General features: G+C 66.4%; 30 protein-coding genes and 1 riboswitch. Of the genes, 15 read left to right on the forward strand and 15 right to left on the reverse strand.

Annotated elements, in window-relative coordinates:
- The first annotated feature begins 74 nt into the window (after positions 1-74).
- Both PDM29_RS09965 and PDM29_RS09970 read left to right on the forward strand, forming a co-directional pair.
- Positions 75-869, forward strand: a complete 795-nt coding sequence (locus PDM29_RS09965) for a DODA-type extradiol aromatic ring-opening family dioxygenase (protein WP_311193669.1) — start codon at positions 75-77, stop codon at positions 867-869.
- Positions 870-942: 73 nt separating this feature from the next.
- Complete coding sequence (locus PDM29_RS09970; RefSeq protein ID WP_311193670.1) at positions 943-2586, forward strand: Na+/H+ antiporter; 1644 nt, start codon at positions 943-945, stop codon at positions 2584-2586.
- Between the two features lie 123 nt (positions 2587-2709).
- On the opposite strand, the gene PDM29_RS09975 is transcribed toward PDM29_RS09970, so the two are convergent.
- Positions 2710-2961, reverse strand: coding sequence for a DUF3297 family protein (locus tag PDM29_RS09975; protein WP_311193671.1), 252 nt, complete (start codon positions 2959-2961; stop codon positions 2710-2712).
- A 138-nt stretch (positions 2962-3099) separates the two neighbouring features.
- Here PDM29_RS09975 and PDM29_RS09980 point away from each other — a divergent pair, with 138 nt between their 5' ends.
- Positions 3100-3642, forward strand: coding sequence for a DUF6630 family protein (locus tag PDM29_RS09980; protein ID WP_311193672.1), 543 nt, complete (start codon positions 3100-3102; stop codon positions 3640-3642).
- Between the two features lie 4 nt (positions 3643-3646).
- On the opposite strand, the gene PDM29_RS09985 is transcribed toward PDM29_RS09980, so the two are convergent.
- The 5 genes from PDM29_RS09985 to msrB all read right to left on the reverse strand — a co-directional run bounded on the left by PDM29_RS09985 (position 3647) and on the right by msrB (position 6968).
- Positions 3647-3928 (reverse strand): DUF4031 domain-containing protein, encoded by a 282-nt coding sequence (locus tag PDM29_RS09985; protein WP_311193673.1) that lies wholly within the window; start codon positions 3926-3928, stop codon positions 3647-3649.
- Between the two features lie 9 nt (positions 3929-3937).
- Positions 3938-4432, reverse strand: a complete 495-nt coding sequence (locus tag PDM29_RS09990; protein WP_311193674.1) for a hypothetical protein — start codon at positions 4430-4432, stop codon at positions 3938-3940.
- A 130-nt stretch (positions 4433-4562) separates the two neighbouring features.
- The gene (motB, locus tag PDM29_RS09995) at positions 4563-5546 is read right to left on the reverse strand and encodes a flagellar motor protein MotB (protein ID WP_311193675.1); all 984 of its coding nucleotides are present in this window, start codon (positions 5544-5546) and stop codon (positions 4563-4565) included.
- A gap of 9 nt (positions 5547-5555) precedes the next feature.
- On the reverse strand, positions 5556-6410 hold the full coding sequence (motA, locus tag PDM29_RS10000) for a flagellar motor stator protein MotA (RefSeq protein ID WP_311193676.1): 855 nt from the start codon (positions 6408-6410) through the stop codon (positions 5556-5558).
- A 90-nt stretch (positions 6411-6500) separates the two neighbouring features.
- The gene (msrB, locus tag PDM29_RS10005; RefSeq protein WP_311193677.1) at positions 6501-6968 is read right to left on the reverse strand and encodes a peptide-methionine (R)-S-oxide reductase MsrB; all 468 of its coding nucleotides are present in this window, start codon (positions 6966-6968) and stop codon (positions 6501-6503) included.
- 127 nt (positions 6969-7095) lie between these two features.
- Between msrB and PDM29_RS10010 the strand changes: the two genes are divergently transcribed.
- Together PDM29_RS10010 and PDM29_RS10015 are read left to right on the forward strand one after the other, a co-directional pair.
- Positions 7096-7521 (forward strand): classical arabinogalactan protein 4, encoded by a 426-nt coding sequence (locus PDM29_RS10010; protein ID WP_311193678.1) that lies wholly within the window; start codon positions 7096-7098, stop codon positions 7519-7521.
- A 355-nt stretch (positions 7522-7876) separates the two neighbouring features.
- Complete coding sequence (locus tag PDM29_RS10015; protein ID WP_282298204.1) at positions 7877-8029, forward strand: lana protein; 153 nt, start codon at positions 7877-7879, stop codon at positions 8027-8029.
- Between the two features lie 87 nt (positions 8030-8116).
- Here PDM29_RS10015 and PDM29_RS10020 read toward each other — a convergent pair whose 3' ends face one another.
- A complete protein-coding gene (locus PDM29_RS10020) occupies positions 8117-8596 on the reverse strand; it encodes an Lrp/AsnC ligand binding domain-containing protein (RefSeq protein WP_125361094.1) in 480 nt (159 codons plus the stop codon).
- A 149-nt stretch (positions 8597-8745) separates the two neighbouring features.
- Between PDM29_RS10020 and PDM29_RS10025 the strand changes: the two genes are divergently transcribed.
- Positions 8746-10068, forward strand: a complete 1323-nt coding sequence (locus PDM29_RS10025; protein WP_311193679.1) for a D-amino acid dehydrogenase — start codon at positions 8746-8748, stop codon at positions 10066-10068.
- Positions 10047-11117 carry an alanine racemase gene (alr, locus tag PDM29_RS10030; RefSeq protein WP_311193680.1) on the forward strand — a complete coding sequence of 357 codons (1071 nt, stop codon included), beginning with the start codon at positions 10047-10049 and terminating at the stop codon, positions 11115-11117. The genes PDM29_RS10025 and alr overlap by 22 nt, the downstream gene beginning before the upstream one ends.
- A gap of 159 nt (positions 11118-11276) precedes the next feature.
- Here the strand turns inward: alr and PDM29_RS10035 are convergent, their stop codons facing one another.
- Positions 11277-11822 carry a DUF3016 domain-containing protein gene (locus PDM29_RS10035; protein WP_311193757.1) on the reverse strand — a complete coding sequence of 182 codons (546 nt, stop codon included), beginning with the start codon at positions 11820-11822 and terminating at the stop codon, positions 11277-11279.
- Positions 11823-12044: 222 nt separating this feature from the next.
- On the opposite strand from PDM29_RS10035, the gene PDM29_RS10040 reads away from it, so the two are divergent.
- Positions 12045-14066: an ATP-binding protein gene (locus PDM29_RS10040; RefSeq protein ID WP_425508738.1), complete on the forward strand. Its 2022-nt coding sequence runs from the start codon at positions 12045-12047 to the stop codon at positions 14064-14066.
- Between the two features lie 42 nt (positions 14067-14108).
- Positions 14109-14399 carry a DUF3247 family protein gene (locus PDM29_RS10045; protein ID WP_311193682.1) on the forward strand — a complete coding sequence of 97 codons (291 nt, stop codon included), beginning with the start codon at positions 14109-14111 and terminating at the stop codon, positions 14397-14399.
- 16 nt (positions 14400-14415) lie between these two features.
- On the opposite strand, the gene PDM29_RS10050 is transcribed toward PDM29_RS10045, so the two are convergent.
- Positions 14416-14679 carry a hypothetical protein gene (locus PDM29_RS10050; protein ID WP_311193683.1) on the reverse strand — a complete coding sequence of 88 codons (264 nt, stop codon included), beginning with the start codon at positions 14677-14679 and terminating at the stop codon, positions 14416-14418.
- Between the two features lie 150 nt (positions 14680-14829).
- Here PDM29_RS10050 and PDM29_RS10055 point away from each other — a divergent pair, with 150 nt between their 5' ends.
- The 3 genes from PDM29_RS10055 to PDM29_RS10065 are packed head-to-tail and all read left to right on the forward strand — an operon-like array spanning position 14830 to position 17275.
- Positions 14830-15897: a class I SAM-dependent methyltransferase gene (locus tag PDM29_RS10055; RefSeq protein ID WP_311193684.1), complete on the forward strand. Its 1068-nt coding sequence runs from the start codon at positions 14830-14832 to the stop codon at positions 15895-15897.
- Positions 15894-16598, forward strand: coding sequence for a pseudouridine synthase (locus PDM29_RS10060; RefSeq protein WP_311193685.1), 705 nt, complete (start codon positions 15894-15896; stop codon positions 16596-16598). The genes PDM29_RS10055 and PDM29_RS10060 overlap by 4 nt, the downstream gene beginning before the upstream one ends.
- Complete coding sequence (locus PDM29_RS10065; protein WP_311193686.1) at positions 16595-17275, forward strand: HAD family hydrolase; 681 nt, start codon at positions 16595-16597, stop codon at positions 17273-17275. Before PDM29_RS10060 ends, PDM29_RS10065 begins: the two co-directional genes overlap by 4 nt.
- Positions 17276-17851: 576 nt before the next feature.
- Here the strand turns inward: PDM29_RS10065 and fabB are convergent.
- Positions 17852-19060: a beta-ketoacyl-ACP synthase I gene (fabB, locus tag PDM29_RS10070; RefSeq protein ID WP_311193687.1), complete on the reverse strand. Its 1209-nt coding sequence runs from the start codon at positions 19058-19060 to the stop codon at positions 17852-17854.
- Complete coding sequence (gene fabA / locus PDM29_RS10075; protein WP_282298072.1) at positions 19060-19575, reverse strand: 3-hydroxyacyl-[acyl-carrier-protein] dehydratase FabA; 516 nt, start codon at positions 19573-19575, stop codon at positions 19060-19062. The genes fabB and fabA overlap by 1 nt, the downstream gene beginning before the upstream one ends.
- A 193-nt stretch (positions 19576-19768) precedes the next feature.
- Between fabA and dinB the strand changes: the two genes are divergently transcribed.
- Positions 19769-20839 (forward strand): DNA polymerase IV, encoded by a 1071-nt coding sequence (gene dinB, locus PDM29_RS10080; protein ID WP_311193688.1) that lies wholly within the window; start codon positions 19769-19771, stop codon positions 20837-20839.
- Positions 20840-20872: 33 nt separating this feature from the next.
- On the opposite strand, the gene PDM29_RS10085 is transcribed toward dinB, so the two are convergent.
- Positions 20873-21511 (reverse strand): NAD(P)-dependent oxidoreductase, encoded by a 639-nt coding sequence (locus PDM29_RS10085; RefSeq protein WP_311193689.1) that lies wholly within the window; start codon positions 21509-21511, stop codon positions 20873-20875.
- A gap of 98 nt (positions 21512-21609) precedes the next feature.
- On the opposite strand from PDM29_RS10085, the gene PDM29_RS10090 reads away from it, so the two are divergent.
- Together PDM29_RS10090 and gph are read left to right on the forward strand one after the other, a co-directional pair.
- Positions 21610-22512 (forward strand): LysR family transcriptional regulator, encoded by a 903-nt coding sequence (locus tag PDM29_RS10090; protein WP_311193690.1) that lies wholly within the window; start codon positions 21610-21612, stop codon positions 22510-22512.
- A gap of 188 nt (positions 22513-22700) precedes the next feature.
- The gene (gene gph / locus PDM29_RS10095) at positions 22701-23351 is read left to right on the forward strand and encodes a phosphoglycolate phosphatase (RefSeq protein ID WP_311193758.1); all 651 of its coding nucleotides are present in this window, start codon (positions 22701-22703) and stop codon (positions 23349-23351) included.
- Between the two features lie 98 nt (positions 23352-23449).
- Here the strand turns inward: gph and btuB are convergent, their stop codons facing one another.
- The 3 genes from btuB to PDM29_RS10110 form a co-directional block, all read right to left on the reverse strand.
- Positions 23450-25285 carry a TonB-dependent vitamin B12 receptor gene (gene btuB, locus PDM29_RS10100; protein WP_311193691.1) on the reverse strand — a complete coding sequence of 612 codons (1836 nt, stop codon included), beginning with the start codon at positions 25283-25285 and terminating at the stop codon, positions 23450-23452.
- Positions 25286-25406: 121 nt separating this feature from the next.
- Positions 25407-25613: riboswitch (cobalamin riboswitch) on the reverse strand.
- 71 nt (positions 25614-25684) lie between these two features.
- On the reverse strand, positions 25685-26026 hold the full coding sequence (locus PDM29_RS10105) for a TfoX/Sxy family protein (RefSeq protein ID WP_311193692.1): 342 nt from the start codon (positions 26024-26026) through the stop codon (positions 25685-25687).
- Entirely contained in the window at positions 26023-26505 is a 483-nt protein-coding gene (locus PDM29_RS10110) for a GAF domain-containing protein (protein WP_311193693.1), read from the reverse strand. The genes PDM29_RS10105 and PDM29_RS10110 overlap by 4 nt, the downstream gene beginning before the upstream one ends.
- Positions 26506-26545 lie beyond the last annotated feature (40 nt).

Below are 26545 nucleotides of genomic sequence, written 5' to 3' on the forward strand. Positions count from 1 at the left end.
TCTGCGTGATATTGGTTATTTATTGCCATCAGTGATGGTAATAACCTGAGGCCCTGGATCCCCCGGAGCCCCCCATGTCCCGCCTGCCGTCGCTGTACATCTCCCACGGTTCACCGATGACTGCCCTGAACCCGGGCCAGGTTGGCGTGCGCCTGGCCGAGCTGGCCGCGCAGTTGCCGCGCCCGCGCGCGATCGTGATGGCCTCGGCGCACTGGCTGACCTACCAGCCGGCCGTGGGTGCGCACCCGCAGCCGCCGACCATCCACGACTTCGGCGGTTTTCCGCCGGCCCTGTTCGCGCTGCAGTACCCGGCCCCGGGCGACCCGGCGCTGGCCGCCGACGTGGCCCAGCGCCTCGCCGCCGCCGGCCTGCCGACCGCGCAGGACCCGCAGCGCGGGCTGGACCATGGTGCATGGGTGCCATTGCGCCTGCTCTACCCGGACGCCGACATTCCGGTGGTGCCGCTGGCCCTGCAGCCGATGCTGGGGCCGGCCCATCAGCTCGCGCTGGGCCGCGCGCTGGCCCCGCTGCGTGATGACGGCGTGCTGCTGATCGGGTCCGGCAGCATCACCCACAACCTGCATGACTTCCGCGCCTATCACAGCGGTGGCGAAGCGCCCTATGTGCGCCCCTTCGTCGAGTGGGTGGAGCAGCGCCTGCAGGCCAATGACACCGAAGCGCTGCTGGATTACCGCCGCCAGGCCCCATACGCCGAGCGCGCGCATCCCACCGACGAACACTTCCAGCCGCTGCACTTTGCAATGGGCGCGGCTGGCAGTGAACAGCTGGGCGCGCGGCGCATCGATGCCGGTATCGATGCCGGCATGCTGGCCATGGACATCTACCGCTTCGACGGCGCGGCCAGCTGACGCCTGTCCGCTCACTGAGCCGCAGGTCGGCACCGTGTTCAGGTAACGGTGCCGCTGTGGTAATTTTTTGGGCATGCATACGATTGAAGTGGTACTGGCGATGCTGGTCGCCGTGGTGGCCAGTGGCTACCTGGTGCGCGTGTTGCCGCTGTCATTGCCGTTACCGCTGGTGCAGATCGGCCTGGGCGCGGTGATTGCGGGGGTATTCAACCGCGGCCACGCGCTGCAGCCGGAAATGTTCTTCCTGCTGTTCCTGCCGCCGCTGCTGTTCCTGGACGGCTGGCGTATTCCCAAACAGGGGCTGTTCCGCGATAAAGGCGTGATTCTGGAACTGGCCTTCGGGCTGGTGATCTTCACTGTGGTCGGTGCCGGCCTGCTGATCCACTGGATGATTCCGGTGATGCCGCTGGGCGTGGCGTTCGCGCTGGCGGCGATCATCTCGCCGACCGACCCGGTGGCGGTCAGCTCGATCGCCTCGCGCATGCCGATTCCGAAGCGGCTGATGCACATCCTGGAAGGCGAGTCGCTGTTGAACGATGCCTCCGGCCTGGTCTGCTTCCGCTTCGCGGTGGCCGCAGTGATGACCGGTTCGTTCTCGCTGGCCACGGCCTCGCTGACCTTCCTGTGGGTGGCGGTGGCGGGGCTGGCGATCGGCGTGGCGGTGACCCTGGGCGTGTCTACCTTCCAGCGCTGGCTGTGGCGGCGCTTCGGTGAAGAGCCCGGCGCGGCGCTGCTGGTCAACCTGCTGATTCCGTTTGCGGCCTATCTGCTGGCCGAAGAGGCCAAGGCCTCCGGCATCCTGGCCGCGGTCGCCGCCGGCATCACCATGAGCTACGTCGAACTGACCGGTCGTGTCTCCGGCAGCATGCGCGTGCAGCGCACGGCGGTGTGGAACATGCTGCAGTTCAGCTTCAACGGCATCATGTTCGTGCTGCTCGGCGAGCAGTTGCCGGGCATTGTCGAACGCGCCATTGCCACGGTGAATGAGAGCGGGCACCACAGCGCGTGGTGGCTGCTGGTGTACGTGGTGGTGATCAACGTGGCGCTGGTCGCGCTGCGCCTGCTGTGGGTGTGGCTGTCGCTGCGCTGGAGCCTGCTGCGTGCACGGCACCGTGGCGAAGAGCGCCCGGTCACCCAGTGGCGGGTGGTGGTGACGACGTCGGTGGCCGGTGTGCGCGGTGCGATCACCCTGGCCGGCGTGCTCACGCTGCCGTTGTTTCTGCCGGATGGCTCGGCGTTCCCGGCGCGCGACCTGGTGATCTTCCTGGCCGCGGCGGTGATTCTGTTCTCGTTGATCGGGGCCAGCGTGGCCTTGCCGAGGCTGTTGAAGGGCCTGCAACTGCCGGCCGATTCCGGTGAACGCAAGGAAGAAGACCTGGCTCGCCGCTTGGCGTCCAAGGCCGCCTTGGCCGGCGTGGAGCGCATGCGCCAGCAGCTGGTGCAGAACCAGAACACCGAGAACGTGCAGCTGTACAACGACGCGGCCGCGCGGGTGAGCCTGCTGTACCAGCGCAACCTGGAAAAGGAACACGGGCCCGATGCGGACCCGGAAAAGGTGAAGCGGATGGAGCAGGGTTACCGGCAGCTGCGCAACGCCGGGCTCACCGCCGAGCGCGAGGAGCTGTTCCGGCTGACCCGGCGCGGCAGTATTTCCGATGAGATTTCGCGCAAGCTGATCCGCAATCTGGATCTGCTGGAAACCCGGCAACGGGAATGAACGGGTCGGGCACCCCGATGACACGCATGGCGTGTCACTACGAACCTTGGTCGCTCGACCTGTAGGGACGCGCCATGCGCGTCCGCGCGGTGCCTGGCTGCGCGGGGAATTCCCCGCGCGCGATCACGCTTCCGGCTTCTGATCCAGGTAATACGCCACCACGGTGCCCTTGACCTTCACCGTCATCGGGTTGCCACGACGGTCGCGCGACTTGCCGGCCTGCACGCGGATCCAGCCTTCGCTGACCGAGTATTCCTCAACGTTGTCACGCTCGACATCGTTGAAACGGATGCCCACGCCGCGCTCCAGCGCTGCGGCATCGTGGAAAGGGCTGGCCGGGTTGATCGCCAGATGATCCGGAGGGGTATCGCTCATGATTCGGGTTCACACTGACGGCCACCGCGGCCGCCTTCAGGCGCACAGGATACCCGAGCCCCCCGGTTCGAGCCGATTTCGCTTCCTGCGCACGCCGTGGCAGGTCAGAATGCGGGCTGTTTCCAGGAGTTCCCGCCCATGCCCGACAACAGCGACTATTTCGACTTCGAAGAAGACGAGCGCGATTTCGACGAAGACGATTTCGAGGCCCGGATCTGGAACCTGTTCGTGCTGATCAACCCGGGCGACGAGGAACTGGCGCTGCAGCAGTTCAACCGCTGGCGCGAGCAGCTGCTGGAGGCGGGAGAGTCCATTGACGAGGAAGCCGACTGGCTGCCGCCGCTGATGGTCGCCACTGCGTGGCAGTCGACCTACGAGGTGGAGCGCGATGATGCCGATTCGCTGGTGTCGGCGGTGAACGAGCTGTCTGCGCGATTCAACGTGCAGGTGGACTGGGGCGGCGACCTGGACGATGAGGACTTCGCCGAGGACGTGGATGCGCCGATGCTGATGGCCACCGCGTATGACCGCCTGCGCGAGCACAACTACAGCCTGTGGAGCGTGGATACTGGCAACGGTGGCCTGGCTGGCTGGATGGCGCTGAGCCGCGATGATGACGCGATGCTGGCGCTGTGTTCGTTGCTTGGGGTGGAAGTGCGCCCGGGGGCGGATCCGTTTTGATGCGTCACGCGGTTGCGTCGTATTGCGCCCGCGCGTTGGCGATGACCGCTTTCAACAATTCCCGGTCGGTATGCCGGGAAATGGCGCGTGCGCCCAGCGCGATGGCGCGCTCACGCATCGGCGCGGGCACGTCGTAGTGCGCGCCGCTGCGGCGGTTCTGGAACGCCCGCCGTGGAATCCCGAGCTGCGCCGCCATGGCGTGCAGCTCGGGCAGGGTGTCGGCCATCAGATGCGCCCAGCGCTCGTCGCGCCAGGGGTGTACCGCATCGTCGATATAGACCGTCACCGGTGGCGATCAGCCCTTGGGCTGCTCGCTGCTGTCGGACGGGGCGTCGGCGTCGGCCGGGGTGGCTTCGGCGTCGGTGCTGGCTTCAGCGGCTTCGCCTTCGGCGTCGTCGGCCGCGTCTTCCACGCCTTCGAACTCGGACACCAGCTGGGCCAGGTATTCCTCGGCGGTCTTGCCTTCGTCGGCGGCCAGGTCGTCAATCATCTGCTGCAGCTGCGGCGAGGTTTCCAGGGTGACCGGACGGCCTTCCTTCTCCTGCACGTTGGCCAGGTGCTTGAGCATGGCCAGCATCGGCACCGGGTTGTCGGCATTGCCCATGGTCTGGCCGCCGATGGCCAGCAGCCACTCGGTGCCCTGCAGGCCGATGGCGGCCACGACCTGGCCTTCTGCGTTCTGCAGCACGGCGTGGTTCTGCACCGGCTGCTGGCTGTTCAGGCGCTGGATCGGGCGCTTGGGCTGCGACTTCTTGCGCTTGTCGCGCTTGGCCTTGGACTGCTTGGACATGGTTTGAGGCGTCTTTCTGGGATCGGAAAGGCCCATTGTAAGCTGCCCGCGACGACCAACGGTCGTCGCCTACCGGGGTTGCCCGGTATCGCGGTAGGTCACGACCGTTGGTCGTGACCGGCTCGTCACGTCACGGTGCCCCATCCGCCGGCCCCAACACCGGCACCGCCGGCCCGGCCGGCGGCGCGAGATCGGCCTGCACATCCGGATCCACCGTGGTGCCCGATAACCCGACCTGCTGCCCGGAGCCGGACAGCGCCGCCGCCTCAGCCGCCTTGGTCATCACCACGATGCTGATGCGCCGGTTGATCGGGTTGTCCGGCTTGACCTTGTCGAACAGCACCGAGGACGACAGCCCGACCACGCGGGTCACCTTTTCCTCCGCCATGCCGCCTTCCAGCAGGGCCCGGCGCGCCGCATTGGCACGGTCGGCGCTGAGCTCCCAGTTGCTGTAGCCGTGGGCGGCGGTATAGGCGGTGATGTCGGTATGGCCGGTGATGCTGATCCGGTTCGGCACGTGATTGATGAACTCCGACAGCTCCTTGAGGATCTCGCGGGTATAGGGCTTCAGCGCGGCGCTGCCGACGTCGAACATCGGCCGGTTCTGCTTGTCCACGATCTGGATGCGCAGGCCTTCCGGGGTGAGGTCCAGCAGCAGCTGGTCCTTGAACGGCTCCAGTGCCTGGCTCTTGCTGATCGCCTCTTCCAGCTCCTGCTTCAGCACTTCCAGCTGCTTCTTTTCACGCTCGCGCTCGTCTTCCTGCGGCACCGGGCGTTCGGCCTGGGCGTTTTGGAACGGGTCGTTGCTGGTGCCGCGCGAGACATCGGTGGCCCCGCCCAGCTTGATCATCGAGGTGCTGGCCCCGCCCGGGCCGGCCATGCCGGGCGCAGGCGTCGGGCTCTGCCCGGTCAGCGGGCTGGGGTTGCGGAAGTACTCGGAAATGGCCGCGCGCTCGGGCTTGCTGGTGGCCGCCATCAGCCACAGCACCAGGAAGAACGCCATCATCGCGGTCACGAAGTCGGCATACGCCACCTTCCATGCACCGCCATGATGCGCTCCGTGACCGGCCTTCTTGACCTTGCGGACAATGACGGTGGGTTTGTTCTCGGCCATGACGCTGCCTTACTTGATCGTCTTCAGGTGGGCTTCGAACTCGCTGAAGCCCGGGCGCACATTCGACGGCAGGGTCTTGCGGGCGAATTCCAGTGCGATCTTCGGGTTGTAGCCGCGCAGGCAGGCCAGCAGGGCGGTCTTGACCGACTCATAGATGCGGCTGTCCTGCTCGGCGCGCGCTTCCACGGCGGCGGCCAGCGGGCTGACAAAGCCATAGGCCAGCAGAATGCCGAGGAAGGTACCGACCAGCGCGCCGGCCACGTGTGCGCCCACTTCGGTGATTTCACCGCCGATCGAGCCCATGGTGATCACGATGCCGAGCACGGCGGCGACGATGCCGAAGCCGGGCAGGCCGTCGGACACCTTGTTCAGCACGGCCGCCGGCTGCATGGCTTCGGCGTGGTGCTTTTCCAGCTCCATTTCCAGCAGCGGTTCCAGCTCGTGCGGTTCGATGTTGCTGCCGATCATCAGGCGCAGGCAGTCGGTCATGAAGTCGACCAGGTGGTGGTCGGCCTGCACCTTGGGGTAGTTGGCGAAGATCGCGCTGTCGGCGGGGCGTTCGACGTGGTCTTCCAGCGACATGAAGCCTTCGCGGCGCGCCTTGTTGAGCAGTTCGTACAGCAGGCTCAACACGTCCAGGTAGTCCTGCTGCTTGTAGCGCGGGCCTTTGAACACGCCGACGCTGGCGGCCAGGGTCTGCTTGACCGTCTTGACCGGGGTGCCGACCAGGAACGCGCCCAGCGCCGCACCGCCAATGATGACCAGCTCGTAGGGCTGCCACAGGGCCGCCAGCTTGCCGTGCGCGCCGACGTAGCCCCCGAGCACGCTGAGAATGACGATCAGAAAACCAACAATGATGAGCATGGGGCAGACGCGGAGGAGGGGATACCTCCATGTCGGCCCCATGCCGGGGTTCTGAAGGGTGACGTTGGATGAACGTCACACTTTTGCAGATCAGCCTGCCGGGCCGGCCTCAGCCCCGCCACGCTGCAGCGGATCCGGGTAGGGGCTGCCATTGGGCGTGAAATCCAGCGAGACCGAGTTGAGGCAGTGGCGCTCGTAGGTGGGCGGCGGGCCGTCCGGGAACACATGGCCGAGGTGGCTGCCGCAGCGGGCGCAGACGATCTCGGTCCGGACCATGCCGTGACTGGTGTCACGGATTTCGTGGACATGGGCCGGGTCAAACGGGGCAAAGAAGCTCGGCCAGCCGGTGCCGGAGTCGAACTTGGTGCTGGAACGGAACAGCGGCAGGCCGCACAGGCGGCAGCCGTAGACGCCATCCTGCTTGTTATCCAGGAACACCCCGCAGAACGGGGCCTCGGTGCCGTGCTGCAGCAGCACGCGGCGCTCGTCGGCGCTCAGGCCGGCCTCCAGCGCCTGGCGCTGGGCGTCGCTGGGGGGAGAGAGGTCGAAGGCGGTCATGGGCACTCCTCGTGGGGATCGCGTTGAAATGGGGGCAGCGCGTGAAGGTCGCAAGGCAGGCGTTCATGCTGCCGCACGGGGGCGGGGTGCAGGATGAAGCTGTAGATCCGTGTGGGAGGCTGCTGTGATGAACACCCGAATGCTGCTCTTGCCTGCCGTACTGGCGGCCGCGCTGGGCTTCGATGCCAGTGCGCAGATTGCCGCACCCGGCAAACCCACCGACACCCGACCGGTGGTGACGCCGGCCCCGGCCCCCAAGCCGCTGCCTACCCCGGTGCGCCCGGCTCCGATGGAGAGCCAGTCGGGTAAAGTTGCGCCGGTGACCTCCGATTCACAGATCCGCCAGCAACTGGGCACGCAACCGATCCAGAGCCAGGGCCCGGCCCAGGTGGTACCGGCACCTGCAACCACCGCACCGCCGAAGGTGTACGACCGCAACGGCCGCATCATTCCCGGCGTCAAACCGGTGGGGCCGAACCGCGTCTTCGATTCGCGCACGGGGCGTTATTACGACAGCGCACCGGCAACGCAGGGGCAGCAGATCAAACCGTGAGGGGCATCAGCGCCATCGTCCTGCGCACGTAACAATTCGTAGTGACGCGCCATGCGCGTCAACCGCGCGCAGCGCGGCGCAAGCGTCCGAATCCGACCCAATGAACGTGGTCACATGGGGCCGACGTTGAAACATGATCGAAGCCGTTCGTCAGGCATTCATGACCACTGAACGAAGAGCAGACACGCATGGCGTGTCTCTACGGCCATCTGAACGCTTCACAACCTAAACCCCCAGTCATGCGCGTCAACACAAAACCTCACCGCTTTTTCGCCCTCAATTAACCGCATTTCCTCGACTCTGCATCCGCGCCGCAAGATCGCGCATCCCCAAAGATGACGAGAAGAGTGCAACCATGGCTAACCAGCAGCAGAACAATCCCAACAAGCCGCAGGATCAGCAGAACCAGAAGGGTCAGCAGAGCCAGCAGCAGTGGGATCAGCAGAACCAGAAGGGCAACAAGCAGCCCGATCAGCAGCAGCGTTCGGACCAGAAACAGCAGCGCTGATGCGCGGTTCGGCGTAACACCCTTTGTTCGGGGGTGAAACCGGAAAGAGGCGGTGCGCATTCGCGCGCCGCCTTTTTTGCGTCTGCTTCAATCCGGAATCGGCAGCGTCAGCGTTTCTTTGACCTCTTCCATCACGATGTAGCTCTTGCTCTCGCGCACATGCGGCAGGGTCAGCAACGTGCTGCCGAGCAGCTTGCGGTACGACGCCATTTCACTGATCCGCGCCTTCAACAGGTAATCGAAATCGCCCGAAACCAAATGGCACTCCAGCACATTCGGCAGCTTCAACGCCGCGCGCCGGAACTCCTCGAAGATGTCACCGGATTTGTAGGCCAGGCTGATCTCGACGAACACCAGCAGGCTGGCCTTGAGGTAGTGCGGGTCGAGCTTGGCGTAGTAGCCGGTGATCGCCCCGTCGCGCTCCAGCCGGCGCACCCGCTCGGTGCAGGGCGTGGTGGACAGCCCGACCCGTTCGCCCAGCTCGGTGAAGGAAATGCGTCCCTCGGCCTGCAGGATGCGCAGGATCTTGCGGTCGATCTTGTCCAGTTCGCGGACCCGGGTGGCCATGGGCGTCAACTCGGCAGGGTGAATGGCGGGACAATACACTGCCGTGTGCTGCAAATACAGGAAAAATGCCCGGCATCAGCGGCCTATACTTCCGCAATTATGGTCCCGGCACCGCTGAGTGCAGGGAATGATCCGGTTGGAGAGGTCTCATGCGCGTACTTGTTCTTGGCAGCGGGGTGATCGGCACGACCAGTGCCTGGTACCTGCGGCAGGCCGGCTTTGATGTCACCGTGGTCGACCGCCAGCCCGGACCGGCGCTGGAAACCAGCTTCGCCAACGCGGGCCAGCTGTCGTTCGGCTACACCTCGCCGTGGGCCGCGCCGGGCGTGCCGCTCAAAGCGGTGAAGTGGCTGTTCGAGGAGCATGCGCCGCTGGCGATCCGCCCGGGCCTGGACCTCAACCAGTATCGCTGGCTGGCGCAGATGCTGCGCAACTGCACCCAGGAACGCTACGCGATCAACAAGGCGCGCATGGTGCGCATGTCCGAGTACAGCCGTGACTGCCTGAACGAACTGCGTGCTGAAACCGGCATCGAGTTCGAAGGCCGCGACCTCGGCACGACCCAGCTGTTCCGCACCCAGCAGCAGCTGGATGCCTCGGCGCAGGACATCGAAGTGCTGGCGCAGTACGGCGTGCCGTACGAGGTGCTGGATCGCGCCGGCATCATCGCCGCCGAGCCGGCGCTGGCCGCCGTGGCCGACACCCTGGTGGGTGCGCTGCGCCTGCCGCGTGACCAGACCGGCGACTGCCAGCTGTTCACCCGCCGCCTGGCGCAGATGGCTGCTGCCGCCGGCGTGGAATTCCGCTTCGACCAGGACATCGCCGGGCTGGAAACCAGCGGCAACCGCATCACTGGCGTGCGCATCGACGGCAAGCTGGAAACCGCCGACCACTACGTGGTCGCGCTGGGCAGCTACTCGCCGTCGCTGGTGGCTCCGCTCGGCATGCACCTGCCGGTGTACCCGCTGAAGGGCTATTCGCTGACCCTGCCGATCACCGACCCGGCGATGGCTCCCACCTCGACCATCCTGGACGAAAGCTACAAGGTGGCGGTGACCCGCTTCGACGACCGCATCCGCGTGGGGGGCATGGCCGAAGTAGGCGGGTTCGACCTGTCGCTGTCGCCGCGCCGCCGCGCCACCCTGGAAAAGGTGGTGCGCGACCTGTACCCGCACGGCGGCGACCTCAGCCGCGCCGAGTTCTGGACCGGGCTGCGCCCGGCCACCCCGGACGGCACCCCGGTGATCGGGGCTACGCCGTACCGCAACCTGTTCCTCAACACCGGCCACGGCACGCTGGGCTGGACCATGGCCTGCGGGTCGGGTCGTTACCTGGCCGACCTGATGAGCGCGCGCCAGCCGCAGATCAGCACCGAAGGCCTGGACATCTTCCGCTATGGCGGGCGTGCCAATCCGCATGCCGCCGCTTTTCAACAGAGTGAAACTGAAACATGCGTCCTGCCCGCGCGTTGATCGACCTGGACGCGTTGCGCTCCAACTTCCGCCTGGCCCGTGAACTGGGCGGCGGTCGCAAGACCCTGGCCGCGGTGAAGGCCGACGCCTATGGCCACGGTGCCGTGGTGTGCGCGCGCGCGCTGGAAGGCGAGGCCGACGCGTTCGGTGTGGCCTGCATTGAAGAGGCGCTGGAACTGCGCGCGGCCGGCATCACCACGCCGATCCTGCTGCTGGAAGGATTTTTCGATGCGGACGAGCTGCCGCTGATCGTGCAGCACCAGCTGTGGTTTGCGGTCGCCGCGCCGTGGCAGGTGGACGCGGTGGAAGCGTTCCAGACCGATGCGCGCTTGACCATCTGGCTGAAGCTGGACAGCGGCATGCACCGGCTGGGGCTGTCGCCGGCCGATTTCCGCAGCGCGCATGCCCGTTTGTCCGCCCTGCCGCAGGTGGGGCCAATGGTGCTGATGAGCCATCTGGCACGTGCCGACGAACTGGACAACCCGCGCACCCGCGAGCAGGCCGCGACGTTTGCCGCCGCGATCGAGGGCTTGGCCGGGGAAACCAGCCTGTGCAATTCGCCGGCGTTGCTCGGCTGGCCGGAAGTGCGCAGTGACTGGGTGCGCCCTGGCCTGATGCTGTACGGGGCGAACCCGCTGCCTGGCAGCAGCGCGCAGACCGCGCGCCTGCGTCCGGTGATGACCATGCAGTCGAAGATCTTCGCGGTGCGCGAGATCGCCGCCGGCGAACCGGTCGGCTATGGCGCGCGCTTTGTTGCCGAGCGACCCACCCGCGTTGGCGTGGTGGCAATGGGCTATGCCGATGGCTACCCGCAGTTCGCGCCTAACGGCACCCCGGTCCAGATCGACGGCCAGCCCGGCCATCTGATCGGGCGGGTGTCGATGGACATGCTCACCGTGGACCTGACCGACCTGCCGCAGGCGGGCGTGGGCAGCACGGTGGAGCTGTGGGGCGAGAGCCCGCGCCTGGACGTGCTGGCCCCGCTGTGCAATGTGAGCGCGTATCAGTTGCCGTGCGCAGTGAAGCGCGTGGCACGCGAAATCCGCTGACGCGCTTCGCGCCGCATGCGGCGCATTTCACGATGCCCGGGATGTTTGGGATGCCCGGTAGTGCCGGCCGCTGGCCGGCAACCAGGCGATGTTCGTGCGTTCATGAGGTTGCCGGCCAGCGGCCGGCACTACCGGAATGCCTGACGCAATGGGGATGCGTCAGGCGGCGGGTAACACTTTCCGCAGCCAGTCATTCAGCATCCGCTTTTCATAGCGCAGCGGGTCGCTGTCCGACAGCAGGCCCACACCGGTGCTGAGATAGCCCATGTCGATCAGCTTTTCGCCGGTGCCCTGCTTCACCACATTGCCCTGTGCATCCTTCAGCACAAAGTCCAGCGTCATGCGCGGCGGATAGATGTCTTTCATGATGCGGATGTCCTGGGCACGCGGCCCGTGCTGCGGCTCGTAATCACCGGCGCGCTTGATGTCGGTAATGGTCACGTCCAGGGTCTGGCCCGGAGCCAGCCGCTTGGCCGCGGTGGTGCGGATGTACTTGGCCAGGTCGTAGACCCAGTTGCCGCGTTCGGCTTCCCAGCGGTTGGAGCTGTTGCGCAGTTCGGTGAACTTGGCCGGGTCGGTCCACTTCACCTGTACCGGACCCTCCACATCCAAGGCACGCGGCGCTTTCGGGTCGCTGACGGTACGCGGTGCCGCCGCCGCGGACAGCGTGGCTAAAGCCAGCAGGCCGCCCAGTGCGGCCGTCATCAGGGTTTTGAGGTTCACTGCGAACTCCCGTAAGTGGTCAGAATGGCCCAAAGCAGTGTGATCCCGATCACAGCCCGGGACAATTGGCAAAACTGCGACAGATTCGTCGTATTCGGCATGAATTCACCCGGGGTACACATGAATCCCATGCTTGACGCTACGAATACGCGGTCTGGATGATGCTATCTCCCAGCGCTCTGCCTGCCACGCCCTTTGAACTCCTTGTCCAGCCCGACCGTACCGACCCTCGAACGCGCCACCCCGGTGGCTCCTGCGCTTGATCCCGCCCTGCACCGCCACGTGCTGGAGGGGCTCAACGCCGGCTTCTGCGTGGTGGAATGCCTGATCGAAGACGGCGTCGGGGTCGACTATCGCTTCGTGCAGGTGAACGAGGCGTTCGAGCGCAGCACCGGGCTGGTCAATGCGGCCGGCCGTCTGATGAGCGAGCTGCAGCCGGCGCACGAGCAGGACTGGTACCGCATCTATGGGCAGGTGGCCCTGACCGGGCGGCCGCACCACTTCGACATGGAGGCGCGCGCACTGGGGCGCTGGTACTCGGTGGAAGCCATGCGGGTCGGCGAGCCGGAGCAGCGCCAGGTGGCGATCCTGTTCTTCGACATCACCAGCCGCAAGCAGGTGGAAGTGGATCTGGCCGAAAGCGAAGCGCGCTTCTCCGCGCTGGCCGACGGCCTGCCGATGCCCGTATGGGTGCTGGATGACCGCGGCCATGCCCGCTTCGTCAACAGTGCGTTCACCGAGTTCTTCGGCGGTGACGAACAACGCGTGCCGGAAGACGTATGGCGCGGCCTGGTGCATCCCGACGACGCTTCGGTGTTCGACTACGAGCTGCAGGAAGCCCTGAAAGCGCAGCGTTCGATGCAGGCGCTGGTGCGTGGACTGCGTTCGGATGGCCAGTGGCGCTGGCTGGAAATGAACGCCCGCCCGCGCTTCTCGCGAATGGGCCGCTTCATCGGCCTGGCCGGCAGCAGCCCGGACGTCACCGAGCGCCGCGAAATCGAAATGGCGCGCGAGGAGCTGCTGCAGTCCGAGCGTGCCGCGCGTAGCGCCGCGGAAAACATGGCGCGGTTGAAGGACGAGTTCCTGGCCACCCTGTCGCATGAACTGCGCACGCCGCTGACCACCATCCTGGGGTGGAGCGAACTGCTGCTGCAGCGGGTGGACAACACCAGCCCGCTGTTCAAGGGCCTGGGCGTGATCGCCAACAGCGCGATGGCGCAGAAGCGGCTGATCTCGGACATGCTGGACCTGAGCAGCATGCTGCTGGGCAAGGTGCAGCTGGAAGTGGAAGTGGTGGACCTGCGTGCGCAGCTGACCGAAGCGCTGGGCGCGCAGGAGCTGGTGGCCGAAGGCAAGGCGCTGGACATGCAGCTGCACCTGCCGGAAGAGGGCGCGCTGGTACTGGGCGATGCCACCCGCCTGCAGCAGGTGTGGTGGAACCTGTTGTCCAACGCGATCAAGTTCACCCCGGCCGAAGGTTCGGTTACCGTGACCCTGGCCCGCGAAGGTGGGCACTGGGTGAGCACCGTACGCGACACCGGCGACGGCATCGCGGCGGAGTTCCTGCGCCACCTGTTCAGCCGCTTCCGCCAGGCCGACGGCACCACCACCCGTCGCCATGGTGGCCTGGGGCTGGGCCTGGCGATCGTGCAGCAGCTGGTGGAACTGCACGGCGGCACCGTCAGCGCGGCCAGCGAGGGGCAGGGCCTGGGTGCCCAGTTCACGGTGAGCCTGCCGTGTTATCAGCCGCAGTCCGATGGCCGTCCGCTGCGCGAAGTCTTCAATGGCCCGATCAGCGAGCAGGTCATCGAGCCTTACCCGCTGCGCGGGCTGCGCCTGCTGGCGGTGGAGGATCAACCCGAAGTGCTGGAGTATCTGCGCCGCATGCTGGAAGAGCAGGGCGCGCAGGTGACGGTGGCGGCATCTGCGGGCGAAGCGCTGGCGCTGCTCGATGCCGGCCGCCACGAACAGGTGGATGCATTGCTCACCGACATCGGCATGCCGGGCATGGATGGCTATGGACTGGTACGCACCCTGCGCGAGGACATGGGGGTGGATGCGAAAGCGCTGCCCGCCGTGGCGGTGACCGCGCTGGCCCGGGCCGATGACCGCAAGCGCGCGCTGGCGTCAGGGTTCCAGGAGCACGTCGCCAAGCCCTATTCGGTGGCGCAGCTGGTGACGGCGGTGCGCAACGTGCTGGCGCAGGCAAGGGCCGAGGCCGGCTGAAATTTGTTGACACGCATGGCGTGCCAAAACGCGAGGAAGATCATGTCACGCACCGCACCTGTTGTTTACACGCACGCCGACGACATCGCGCGCCTCAAGGCACTGCTGCCGCAGCTGCCCGACGAGGCCCGGGTGGAAGTGACGTTGAAGGACGGCAGCCGCGTGCTGGGCACGGTGGCGGTGCGCCCGACCGTGCAGCAGTATCGCGATGCGGAAGAGAATGAAGGCAGCAACGGCGAGTTGCGGCTGGATGATCTGGATGTGCCGGTGCAGCAGCACCATGTCTGGCTGGACCAGATCGCATCGATCCGTGAGCTGCCGCCGATCGAGTGACCGGCGGCATGCACGCTTAGTGCTGGAAGACTTCCGGTTCGGCGTCGAAGCGGCGTGCGTAGGCGCGCTCGTCGGCCACCCGGGCCACCTCATCGTCGGCCAGGTCCGGGGCACCGTAGACCGCATAGGCCACCTGGCCGTCTGACTGGCGGCCCACCTGGTGCAGGCGATAGCGCGCATGTCCGCCGCCGGTATCTTCAGGGTAGTGAACCGGCGGCTGCGCGCCCTCCAGGTCCATTTCGCTGTTGTCGACCACGCCACCGACGAACAATGCACGCATGAGCCAGCTCCGCTACGAAAGAGCCTTTACCCTGACCGACACGATGTTGCGAGGGCATCAAGACCCCGTTGAACAAATGCTAATCGGGGCCGGGCGAGGGCCCGAACCTGAAAAGGTAGAATGGCCGTCTCATTTCAAGACGTACCCCGCATGGCCCCCCAGCACGACGCCCCCCTGGAAACCCTGTTCCTGCCCTTCGGCGGTGCCCTGGACTGGCCTTCCGGCCCGGTGCTGTTCCTGCGCGCCCGCGACGGCTGGCCGCTGCGCGAGCGTGCCCAGCCGGGCCAGCTGGTCTGTGAACAGAGCTTCCGGCCCTTCGCCGCGGCCCTGGAGGCCAGCGGCTGGACGGTGCGTGACGAGGCCCAGCTGGCCGCCGACAGCACCCGCTACCCGGTGGTGCTGGTGCTGCCGCCGCGCCAGCGCGAAGAGGCACGTGCGCTGTTCGCCCGCGCGCTGGCCCTGGCCGCCCCGGGCGGCATCCTGGTGGCCTGCCAGCACAACAACGAGGGCGCGCGCTCCGGCGAGAGCGACCTGCAGCAGCTGGCCGGGCTGGGCGGCAAGCTGACCAAGAACCACTGCCGGGTGTACTGGACCGCGCCGCTGAACGGCCAGCACGACGCGGCGCTGGCCGCGCGCTGGGCCGCGCTGGATGCCCCGCGCGGGATCCTCGGCGGCCGCTTCCAGAGCCGCCCCGGCATCTTCGCCTGGGACCGCATCGACCCGGCCTCGGCGCTGCTGGTGGAGCAGCTGCCGGCCGACCTGGCCGGGCACGGGGCCGACCTGGGCGCGGGCTTCGGGTATCTATCCAGCGAAGTGCTGAGCCGCTGCCCCAACGTGACCGGGCTGGACCTGTACGAGGCCGAAGGCCGCGCGCTGGCGCTGGCGCAGGTGAATCTGCAGGCGCTGGGCAGCAAGGCGACCCTGCGTTACCTGTGGCAGGACGTCACTGCCGGCATCGAGGGCCGTTACGACTTCATCGTGACCAATCCGCCGTTCCACACCCCGGCCCGCGCGGACCGACCGGACATCGGCCAGCGCTTCATCGCGGTGGCTGCGCAGGCGCTGCGCCCGGGTGGGCGGTTGTGGCTGGTGGCCAACCGTCACCTGCCGTACGAGCAGATTCTCAATGAAAGCTTCGGCGAGGTGCGCGTGGCCGCCGAGCGCGATGGTTTCAAGCTGATCGAAGCCACCCGTGGGCGTAGCGGCGGTCGCGCATGAAGCTGGTCAAGCACATCGCCAACCTGGGCTACGGCAGCCGCAAGCAGGTGCAGCTGATGTTCCGCGAGGGCCGCATCACCGACGCCGACGGCGAGGTGCTGTACGCGGACGATGCCGTGGCGCACGAGGCGATCCGCGTCGACGGCGAACCGCTGGATCCGCCGCCGGGGCTGACCCTGATGCTGCACAAGCCGCGCGGCTACACCTGTTCGACCAAGGACACCGGCCGGCTGATCTACGACCTGCTGCCGCCGCGTTTCCGCGAACGCTCGCCGCAGCTGTCGTCAGTGGGGCGGCTGGACCGCGACACCAGCGGCCTGCTGCTGATGACTGACGATGGCGCGCTGCTGCACCGGATCGTGTCGCCGAAGGCGAAGCTGGACAAGGCCTATGAGGTCACCCTGGCCGACGACCTGCGCGGCGACGAAGGCGCACGTTTTGCCAGTGGCACGCTGATGCTGGAGTCGGACGACAAGCCGCTGCTGCCGGCGGAACTGGACGTGCAGGGGCCGCGCCAGGCGCAGCTGGTACTGCACGAAGGCCGCTACCACCAGGTGCGGCGGATGTTCGCGGCGGTGGGCAACCACGTGGACGCGCTGCACCGCAGCCGGATCGGCGGGCTGACCCTGGGGGCGCTGCCGGAAGGTGAGTGGCGCATCCTGGACGCATCCGATCTGGATACGCTGTTCAACGCCGCATGACTCCACTGGCCGCGTTACCGTTCCTGCCCGAGGCGGTCATCTTCGACATGGATGGCCTGATGATCGACAGCGAGCGCGTGTCGATCGCCTGCTGGTCGCAGGCGGCGGGCGAACTGGCACTGCCGATCGAAGACACGTTCTGGCTGCAATTGGTGGGCCTGGGCGACCGCGACTGCGAATTGCTGCTGCGCGAACATATCGACGCAGCGCAGATGCAGGCGTTGTATACGCGCTGCCACGATCTGTACGAAGCCCGCACGCAGCAGGGCTTGCCGCTGCGGCCGGGCATCTTGGAACTGCTGGAGCTGCTGAAGCAGCACGACATTCCGCGCGCGGTGGCGACATCCACGCGTGAACCGCGCGCCTCACGCAAGCTGGCGGCGTGCGGCCTGCTGCCGTATTTCGCCGCCGTGGTGACCAGCAGCGACGTCAGCCACCCCAAGCCCGCCCCGGACATCTACCTGCTGGCCGCGGCCAAACTGGGCAAGGCCCCAGCTCGTTGTCTGGCGCTGGAAGATTCCCCCGCAGGCACCCGCGCCGCTCTGGCCGCCGGCATGACGGTCATCCAGGTCCCCGACCTGGTCGCCCCCGACGCCGCCCAACGCGCGCTGGGCCACCGCATCGCCAGCTCCCTCACCGACGTACACGCGCTGCTGCTGCCGCACTTCGCGCGCTGATTGCTCGTACCACAAATGCCTGCAATTGCATGCTTTACGTAGAGCCGGGCTTGCCCGGCTGCTGTTGGCTTTTGGCGAACAGCCGGTGGTTCACGGTATCTCTGGCTTGGCGGATCGGGATGGGCGTTCCGGGGGACGGCGCAAGTACGTCCCTGTAGCCTCGATCGCCGCATCCATGCGGCTCACGCCCCCTCCAGCCCACCCCGAACCGCCACGACACCGGGTCGGTGGCCATCGAAGATCAAAGTCAACGGCGGTCCCGATCCATTGTCATGCGTTACCGGATGCTGGAAATTTCACGGCGATCGTCTGTCGACCGATCCCACCGGGGCATTTCCGATTCCACCGGGGAGCCACGTGCTTTTGATCTTCCATGGCCACCGGCCAACTGTCTGGGGCGTGCCGGGGTGGGTTTGCGGGACCGTCAAAAACATGGATGTTTTTGACGAGCCTCCACGGATGGATTCACGGCGTGTCCCGCAAACCCATCCCGGTGCGCCCAAACACGGGAACCGATGAACCATCGGTTGTTCGCCAGAAACCAGCAGCAGCCGGGCAAGCCCGGCTCTACGGGAATTAAACGCGCCCGAACACCAGTGCTGCGTTCGTCCCGCCGAAGCCGAAGCTGTTCGACATGACGGTGTTCAACTGCGCATTCTGCGTTTCGCGCACGATCGGGAAGCCTTCCACCGCCGGGTCCAGTTCGCCGATGTTGGCCGAACCGGCAATGAAGCCGTCGCGCATCATCAGCAGGCAGTAGATCGCCTCGTGCACGCTCGCCGCACCCAACGAGTGACCCGACAGCGCCTTGGTCGAGGACAGCGGCGGCACCGCTTCGCCGAACACTTCGCGCACCGCCTTCAGCTCGGTCACGTCGCCCAGCGGCGTGGAGGTGCCGTGGGTGTTGAGGTAGTCGATCGGGCCGCTGACGTTGGCCATTGCCATGTTCATGCAGCGCACCGCGCCTTCGCCCGACGGAGCCACCATGTCCGCACCGTCCGAGGTCACGCCGTAGCCAACCAGCTCCGCGTAGATGCGTGCGCCACGGGCCACCGCGTGGTCGTAGTCTTCCAGCACCAGCATGCCGCCACCGCCCGCGATGACGAAGCCGTCGCGGTCCTTGTCGTACGGACGCGATGCCGTTTCCGGGGTCTCGTTGAAGCGCGTGGACAATGCGCCCATGGCGTCGAACATCACGCTCATCGACCAGTGCAGGTCTTCACCGCCGCCGGCGAACATGACGTCTTGTGCGCCGTGGCGGATCAGGTCCGCTGCCGCACCGATGCAGTGTGCCGAGGTGGCGCACGCGGCCGACAGCGAATAGCTCAGGCCCTTGATCTGGAACGCCGTGGCCAGGCAGGCCGACACCGTGGAGCACATCGTGCGCGGCACCATGTACGGGCCGACCTTGCGCACGCCACGCGCGCGCAGGATGTCAGCCGATTCCACCTGCCACTGGCTGGAACCGCCGCCGGAACCGGCAATCAGGCCGGTACGCGGATTGGCGACCTGGCTTTCATCCAGGCCGGCATCGGCGATCGCATCGCGCATCGCGATGTAGGCGTACGCCGAGGCGTCGCTCATGAAGCGCTTCAGCTTGCGGTCGATCTGTGCGTCCAGGTCCAGCAGCACGTTGCCGCCCACATGGCTGCGCAGGCCCGCTTCCGCGTGGTCGGGCAGCGGGCGGATGCCCGCCTTGCCTTCACGCAGTGCGGTCGAAACGGTGTCCAGATCATTGCCCAGGCACGAGGTGATGCCCATTCCGGTGATGACTACGCGACGCATCAGAAGTTCTCGGTCGAAGTGAACAGACCTACACGCAGGTCTTTGGCGGTGTAGATCTCGCGGCCGTCCACGAGCATGCGGGCATCGGCCTGGGCCATCACCAGCTTGCGGTTGATCACACGGGTGATGTCGATTTCATAGCTGACCAGCTTCGCTTCCGGCAGCACCTGGCCGGTGAACTTCACCTCGCCACAGCCCAGCGCACGGCCACGGCCAGGTGCGCCCAGCCAGGTCAGGTAGAAACCGGTCAGCTGCCACATTGCATCCAGGCCCAGGCAGCCGGGCATCACCGGGTCGCCAATGAAGTGGCAGCCGAAGAACCACAGGTCCGGGCGGATATCCAGTTCGGCGCGTACCATGCCCTTGCCGTGCGGGCCGCCGTCTTCGCGGATGTCAGTGATGCGGTCGAACATCAGCATCGGGTCGTTGGGCAGGCGACCACTGCCCGGGCCGAACAGTTCACCGCGGGCACTGGCCAGCAGCTGTTCGCGCGAGAACGCGTTGAGACGAGTCATGGAAAGCGCAATCCTGAAGAAGTTGCAGCGGAAACAGGCGCTGAGAGTGCAGACAAAAAGTGATTCAATCAAACGTTTTAACCGTACGCCGGCGTAGTGTTTTCAGCTTGAAAAACGCATGTTGTTGTTATGAAAAGACCATACTCAAGCGTGTGGCTGTAATCTTGTTCATCTGAATCCCAAGCCTGCCAACGTGTCCGCCCTTCGCAAGATCATTCATGTCGACATGGACGCCTTCTACGCGTCGGTGGAGCAGCGCGACAATCCGTCGCTGCGCGGCAAGCCGGTGGTCGTGGCGTGGAAGGGCGCGCGCTCGGTGGTGTGCGCGGCCTCGTATGAAGCGCGCGTGTTCGGGGTGCGCTCGGCGATGCCGGCGTTGCGTGCGGAACGGTTGTGCCCGGATGCGGTGTTCGTACCGCCGGATTTCACCCGTTACAAGGCGGTGTCACGGCAGGTGCGCGAGATCTTCCTGCGCCACACCGATCTGGTCGAGCCGTTGTCGCTGGACGAGGCTTATCTGGACGTCACCGCGCACAAGGGCGGCATGACCGTGGCTACCGAGATCGCGCAGCTGATCCGCGCGCAGATCCGCGAGGAAACCCAGCTGACCGCCTCGGCCGGCATTGCGCCGAACAAATTCCTGGCCAAGATCGCCTCGGACTGGCGCAAGCCGGACGGGCAGTTCGTGGTGCCCCCGCATCGGATTGAGCAGTTCCTGACCCCGCTGCCGGTCAAGCGCGTGCCGGGCGTGGGCAAGGTGATGGAAGGCAAGCTCAGCGAACTGGGCATCGTCACCGTCGGCGATCTGCGTGCGCTGCCGCTGGAGGCGCTGCAGGCGCGTTTCGGCAGCTTCGGTGAAAGCCTGTACCGGCGCGCGCGCGGCATCGACAACCGGCCGGTGGAGCCGGATCAGCCGGTGCAGTCGATTTCCGCTGAGGACACCTTTGCCGAGGACCTGCCGCTGGAGGCGCTGGAGCCGGCGATTGTCGAGCTGGCCGCGCGCACCTGGCAGGCCACCCGCAAGACCGAGCGGGTGGGGCACACCGTGGTGCTGAAGTTGAAGACGTCGCAGTTCCGGATCATCACCCGCAGCTTTACTCCGGAAGCACCACCGGCGTCGCTGGAGGAACTGCGCGATATCGCGCTGGCACTGCGGGCGCGGGTGGACCTGCCGGTGGAAACGCGGTACCGGTTGGTGGGGGTGGGGTTGGGTGGGTTCCGCGAGCCGGACGAGGTTGTACAGCCGGGGTTGTTTGACGCATGAAAATCCCCGAATCCGCACGCGCCCCATCACACCTCAATACGCCACAGTCGCAATCTGCTTCCTGTACTGCGGCGTCTCGATCTCACTCACAAATGCATCGGCGTAATCGGCATAACTGATCCGGCTATGCCCATCGGCCCCGACCAGAAACTGCTTCGCCTGCGTCCGGAACCCACCCTTCTGCGGCCCCGGACCAATCTCGGCGGCCGGCGAGTAGAAGGTCCAGTCCAGGTCATCCACCTTCTGCAGCAGGTTGAACGCCTGGCGCGCGGCCAGCGCCACCGGCTTGTACGCGTCCGGGAAGCCCTCGGTGTCCACCAGTTGCACGCCCGGTGCCACTTCCAGGGTGCCGGCCCCGCCGACCATCAGGAAGCGCGGCACGCCGGCCTGGCGCGCGGCCTGCACCAGCTGGCCGGTCACCGTGGTGACGGTGGACGGGTCGTCGCCCGGACGCGGGCCGAACGCACTGGCCAGCACGTCGTGGCCGGCAATCACGGCCGCCATCGCGTCGGTGTCGTCCAGCGCGGCAATCGCCAGCTGGGCTCGGTCCAGTTCGGCCGGCAGGCCGGTGTCGCGGCGGACGATGGCGGTGACCTGGTGGCCCCGTTCCAGGGCCTGGCGGGTGATTTCGCGACCGATATTGCCTGTGGCACCAACAAGGGCAATCTTCATGAGCTGCGTTTCCGCTGAGAGAGGATGCTCAGGTTATGCGCCTGAAATCGAACGAAAAACCGCGTATAACGGCCTAATTTGTTGCATGGATCGATCAGATGGACCGGATGACCGCGATGACGGTGTTCGTGGAGGTGGTCGAGCGCGGCAGCCTGACTGCGGCGGCCGAGGCGCTGGACATGTCGCGGGCCATGGTCACCCGCTATCTGGCCGAGGTGGAGCGCTGGCTGGGGGCGCGCCTGCTGCACCGGACCACACGCCGGATCAGTCTGACTGGCCCGGGAGAGGCCGCGCTGCTGCGGTTCCGGCAGATGTTGGCCATCGGCGAGGAACTGCACGGCGAGCTGGCCACTGACAACCCCGAACCCCACGGCGTGCTGCGGGTGACCGCCAGCGTGTCGTTCGGGCAGTCGCACCTGGCCGCGGCGGTGGCTGGATTCGTCCAGCGCTACCCGCTGACCCGGGTCGAGCTGCTGCTGGTGGACCGGATGGTGAATCTGGTGGAAGAGCGGGTGGACGTGGCGGTGCGCATCTCGCGGGCGATCGACCCGAACCTGATTGCACGGCCGCTGGCGCGGTGTCATTCGGTGCTGTGCGCATCGCCGGCGTATCTGGCCGCGCACGGCGCACCGGCCACCGCCGATGCCCTGGCCGCGCACAACTGCCTGACCCACCATTACGTGGGCAAGAGCGTGTGGCAGCTGCAGCGCGACGGGCGCACCGTGAGTGTGGCGGTGGGTGGCAACATCAGTGCGAATGAAGCCTCGTTGCTGGTGGAGGCGGTACGTGCCGGTGCGGGCATCGCGATGTTGCCGATCTACCAGATCGGGCCGCTTCTGGAATCCGGTGAGCTGGTGCAGGTGTTACCGGACTACGAACTGGACGAGATGGGGCTGCATGCGGTGTACGCCTCGCGCCGACAGTTGCCGGCGGTGATGCGCAGCTTCCTCGATTTCCTGGTGGAACGCTTCGCCAGCGAGGAATTCCGGTTACGCATGTAGGACACGCATGGCGGGTTTACGTGCACAGGATCATGGCTTTGACACGCATGGCGTGTCACTACGATCCTTGGTCGGGCGATGTTGGGGTCGAACGTTGTTGGGGGTACCTGACCTGTAGGGACACGCCATGCGTGTCCGTGATGTGCCGGAATACAATCGTGGCTCCCCCGTTTCCCGGTGATCCCGCTTTGCCTTACCCCTACCCGCTGGTGATCTTCGACCTCGACGGCACCCTGGTCGACAGCGCCGCCGACATCGCCGAAGCCCTCAACCGCACCTTGGACGATGTGCACCTGCCGCGCGTCCCCGAAGCCACCGTCCACACCTGGATCGGCGACGGCGTGCGTCGTCTGGTCGAACAGGCCTTCACCGCAGCCAATCACGATGCTGATCCGAACGCCGTCATGCCCGGTTTCATGCGCCACTACGAGGAATGCCTGCTGCGCAGCCCGCGCTTGTATGACGGCGTGGTGCCCGCACTGGAAGCACTGCGAGAGCAAGGCGTCACGTTGGCCATCTGCACCAACAAACCGCACGCGATGGTGGGCCCGCTGCTCGCGCATCTGGGCGTGCAGGGCTACTTCGCGTTGGTACTGGGAGGCGACTCGCTGCCGGAGCGCAAGCCCAGCGGCGCGCCATTGCGACATATCGCAGCCGCCTTCGATGTCGCACCTTCGGATGCGTTGATGGTCGGCGATTCGATCACCGACTATCGCGCGGCGGTAGATGCCGGCATGCCCATTGCGCTGGTGCGTTACGGCTATCCGCGCGGGCTGGACCTGGAGGCCGTGCAGGCGGTGGCGGTGATGGATGATCTGCGCGAATTGATCGCGGATTGACATGTGCCGACCAACGGTCGGCACCTACCGGGCCCGGACGGTTGATGCGTGCCCGATATGGACGGTAGCGCACGACCGTTGGTCGTGCGCCGCCCGCATCATTTCGGCTGGTAACGAATGCTCAACCGGTACTCACGCCCCGGCTGGTTGTACCAGGCCACGGTTTCGTACTCACGATCAAACACATTGCTCACCCGCCCCAGCACCGACCAGTCGCGGCTGATCGCATATTCCAGACGCAGGTCGACCGTGCCATACCCCGCCAAGCGCACCGTGTTGGCCGCATTGTCGTAACGCTTTCCAGCCCCGAACGCAGTGACGCCAGCACGGAACCCACCGAAACTGCGATCCACATCCAGACGCGCGGTGTTCTGCGCACGACGCGCCAGCAAGTTGTCGAACTGGGCACTGCCGTCGGTACGGTTGCGCGGATCGGTGTGGCTGAGCTGCGCATTGAAGTCAAAGCCTGCCACGCTGAGCGAACCGGTCAGTTCGGCACCGCGGATGCGTGCCTTCTCCACCTGCGACATCATGAAAGTGGTGGCGTCGTAGGTGATCAGATCATCGATGCGGGTTTCATACACATCCAGACCCCAGCGCCAGCCGTCGCCCTGCTGCGCGATGCCGAGATTGGCACTTTTGGATTCTTCCGGGTCCAGCGTCGGCACGCCGCTCCACGGGTCATACAGGTCGCTGAAGGTAGGAGCCTTGAACGCGGTGCCGTAGCTGGCATTCAAACGGAAGCCGCCGCCCAGGTCCATGCCCCAGCCCAGGCTGCCGGTGGTGTGGTTGCCGAACTGCTCGTTGTCGTCGTTGCGCGCGCTGGCCTGAAGGTGGTGTGCACCGAAGCGGGCCTGGTACTGCACGAATACGCCGGTGTTGTCACGGCTGTCGACCAGATAGCCGGCGCTGCTGCCGTCCAGGTTGTCCTGGCTCCAGTCCACCCCCGCACTGAGCAGCTGGCCCTCGGCCACGCCGATGTCGGCCTGCACCGAGGCGCTGTCGCGGTGGGTCTGCGCCGCACCCAGCCAGGTGCTGTCGTTGTAGTTGTCCGACTCATTGTCGGCGCGACCGACGTTGGCGGTCAGGGTGAAGCGCTCGCTCGGCGCATAGCGCACCTTGCCGCCCAGCACCTGCTGCAGGGTTTCCGAGTAGTTGTAGTAGCCGTCGTAGTGGTTCTCGCCTTCGGCGCGTAGCGCGGTGCCTTCGACGCTGAGCGAGTCGGTCAGCGCATAGCCGCCGCGCAGGCTCATCGACAGGTTGCGGTAGCCGTCGCGGTCGGGTTCGTCCGCGCCACAGCCGGCAAAGGTGGCTGCATCGCCACGGCAGCTGTTGATGCCATCGGTGTGCTGATAGGCGATATCGGTGCCGAACCAGCCGCGCTCGCCGCTGCCGCCAATGCCGCCGCTGGCCTCGCGCAGGCCGTTGCTGCCGCCACCGAGCTGGAAGTGCGGGGCAAAGGTGCCGGTGTTGCGGCGGGTGAAGATCTGGATCACGCCCCCAATCGCATCGGCACCGTACAGGCTGGACTGCGGGCCGCGCACGATTTCCACGCGTTCAATCTGCTCCAGCGGCAGGTCCTGGATCATCGCCAGGCCCAGGTCGCCGGTGTTGATGCGCACGCCGTCCACCAGCACCAGGGTGTGGGCGGAATTGGTGCCACGCAGGAACAGTGAGCTCTGCTTGCCCAGCCCACCGCTGTTGTTGAGATTGATGCCGGCGCGGCCACGCAGCAGGTCCTGCAGCGACGCCGACTGGCTGCGCTCGATCTCGGCGCGGTCGATCACCTGTGCCGGTGCGATGCTGTCCTGCAGGGCAATCGGGGTACGCGTGGCGGTGACCAGCACCTGGTCCAGCGCGGTGGCATCGTCCTGTGCGGCGGCCAGCAGCGGCAGTGCGCTCAGCACGGCCAGGGTAAGGGTTTGCAGCTTCATCAATCACTCCGGGTACCGCGCACGCCCGCGCGGCAGGGAAAAGGAGGATCACGCTGCAACGGACGACGACGGTGGGCAGGCGCGCACGGCACTGCTTGCCGCCGCCATGCCCGCCGCATCGCAACCAGTCAGCTTCAGGGCCGGTCTCCGGGCTGGCGGGTCGAGCGGACGCTGTCTGCTCGCGCCAGGCACCTTCCCATGCCGCAGCACAGTGGTATCTCGCCTGGCTTCCACGCTTACCGTTGCGGGGGCAGCGCCGGCCTGTTCACCGGCTTCCCGTTTAAACCGCAGCCCAAAAGCTGCGGTCACCCAAAAGCACGCGGATTCTATCCTGTAGGGACACGCCATGCGTGTCCGCGACCCTGTCCGGCACCGCGCGTTGACACGCATGGCGTGTCACTACGGGTCTTCGTGCCCGTCTTCTTCTTCCTCATCCACCACCCGCTCATACACCGGCCCAGACGCCGGCGGAGCCTTCTTCAGCGGCTGCTCGGCAATGATCGCCTCGTACTCCGCCACCAGGGTGGTGCGGCGCGCTTCCGGCAGTTCCTGCCAATGGCAGTCCTGCAGCGCGCCTTCCAACGAATACAACAGGTTCAAGCTGGGCTTGAAACCGGCCCGCTTGACCTTCACGAAGGCCCCGACCGCCCCGATGGCGGCCAGATCCTCCGGCGTGCGCAACCCGACCTGGCGCAGCCAGGCAGCACTCTTGGGGCCGATGTTGCGCAGCTTGGCGCTCATCCCAGGGCCTCGACGAACACCGCGGCAATGGCTTCCAGCCCAGCCTGGTCGTCGGCATCGAAGCGGGCCAGCACCGGGCTGTCCAGGTCGAACACGCCGATCAGGGTGTCGCCCTTGAACAGCGGCACGACCAGTTCCGAGCGCGAGGCCGAATCGCAGGCGATATGGCCTGGGAAAGCGTCCACGTCTTCAATGCGCTGGGTGGTGCGGGTGGACGCGGCCGCCCCGCAGACGCCCTTGCTCAGCGGAATGCGCACGCAGGCCGGCAGGCCCTGGAACGGGCCAACCACCAGCTCGGTGCCGTCGAAGAAGTAGAAGCCGGCCCAGTTCAGCTCGGGCAGGGCGTGGTACACCAGCGCCGACAGGTTGGCGGCATTGGCGATGCGGTCCGATTCACCGTGCACCAGGGCGCGGGCCTGGGCCAGCAGCTGGCCGTACTGTTCCGGCTTGCTGCCGGTAAGCGAGGAAGAGGTAAACATGGCCGCAGTCTAGCGTAGGGACACGCCACGCGTGTCCGCG

Source organism: Stenotrophomonas oahuensis (assembly GCF_031834595.1).
Lineage (GTDB): Bacteria > Pseudomonadota > Gammaproteobacteria > Xanthomonadales > Xanthomonadaceae > Stenotrophomonas > Stenotrophomonas oahuensis.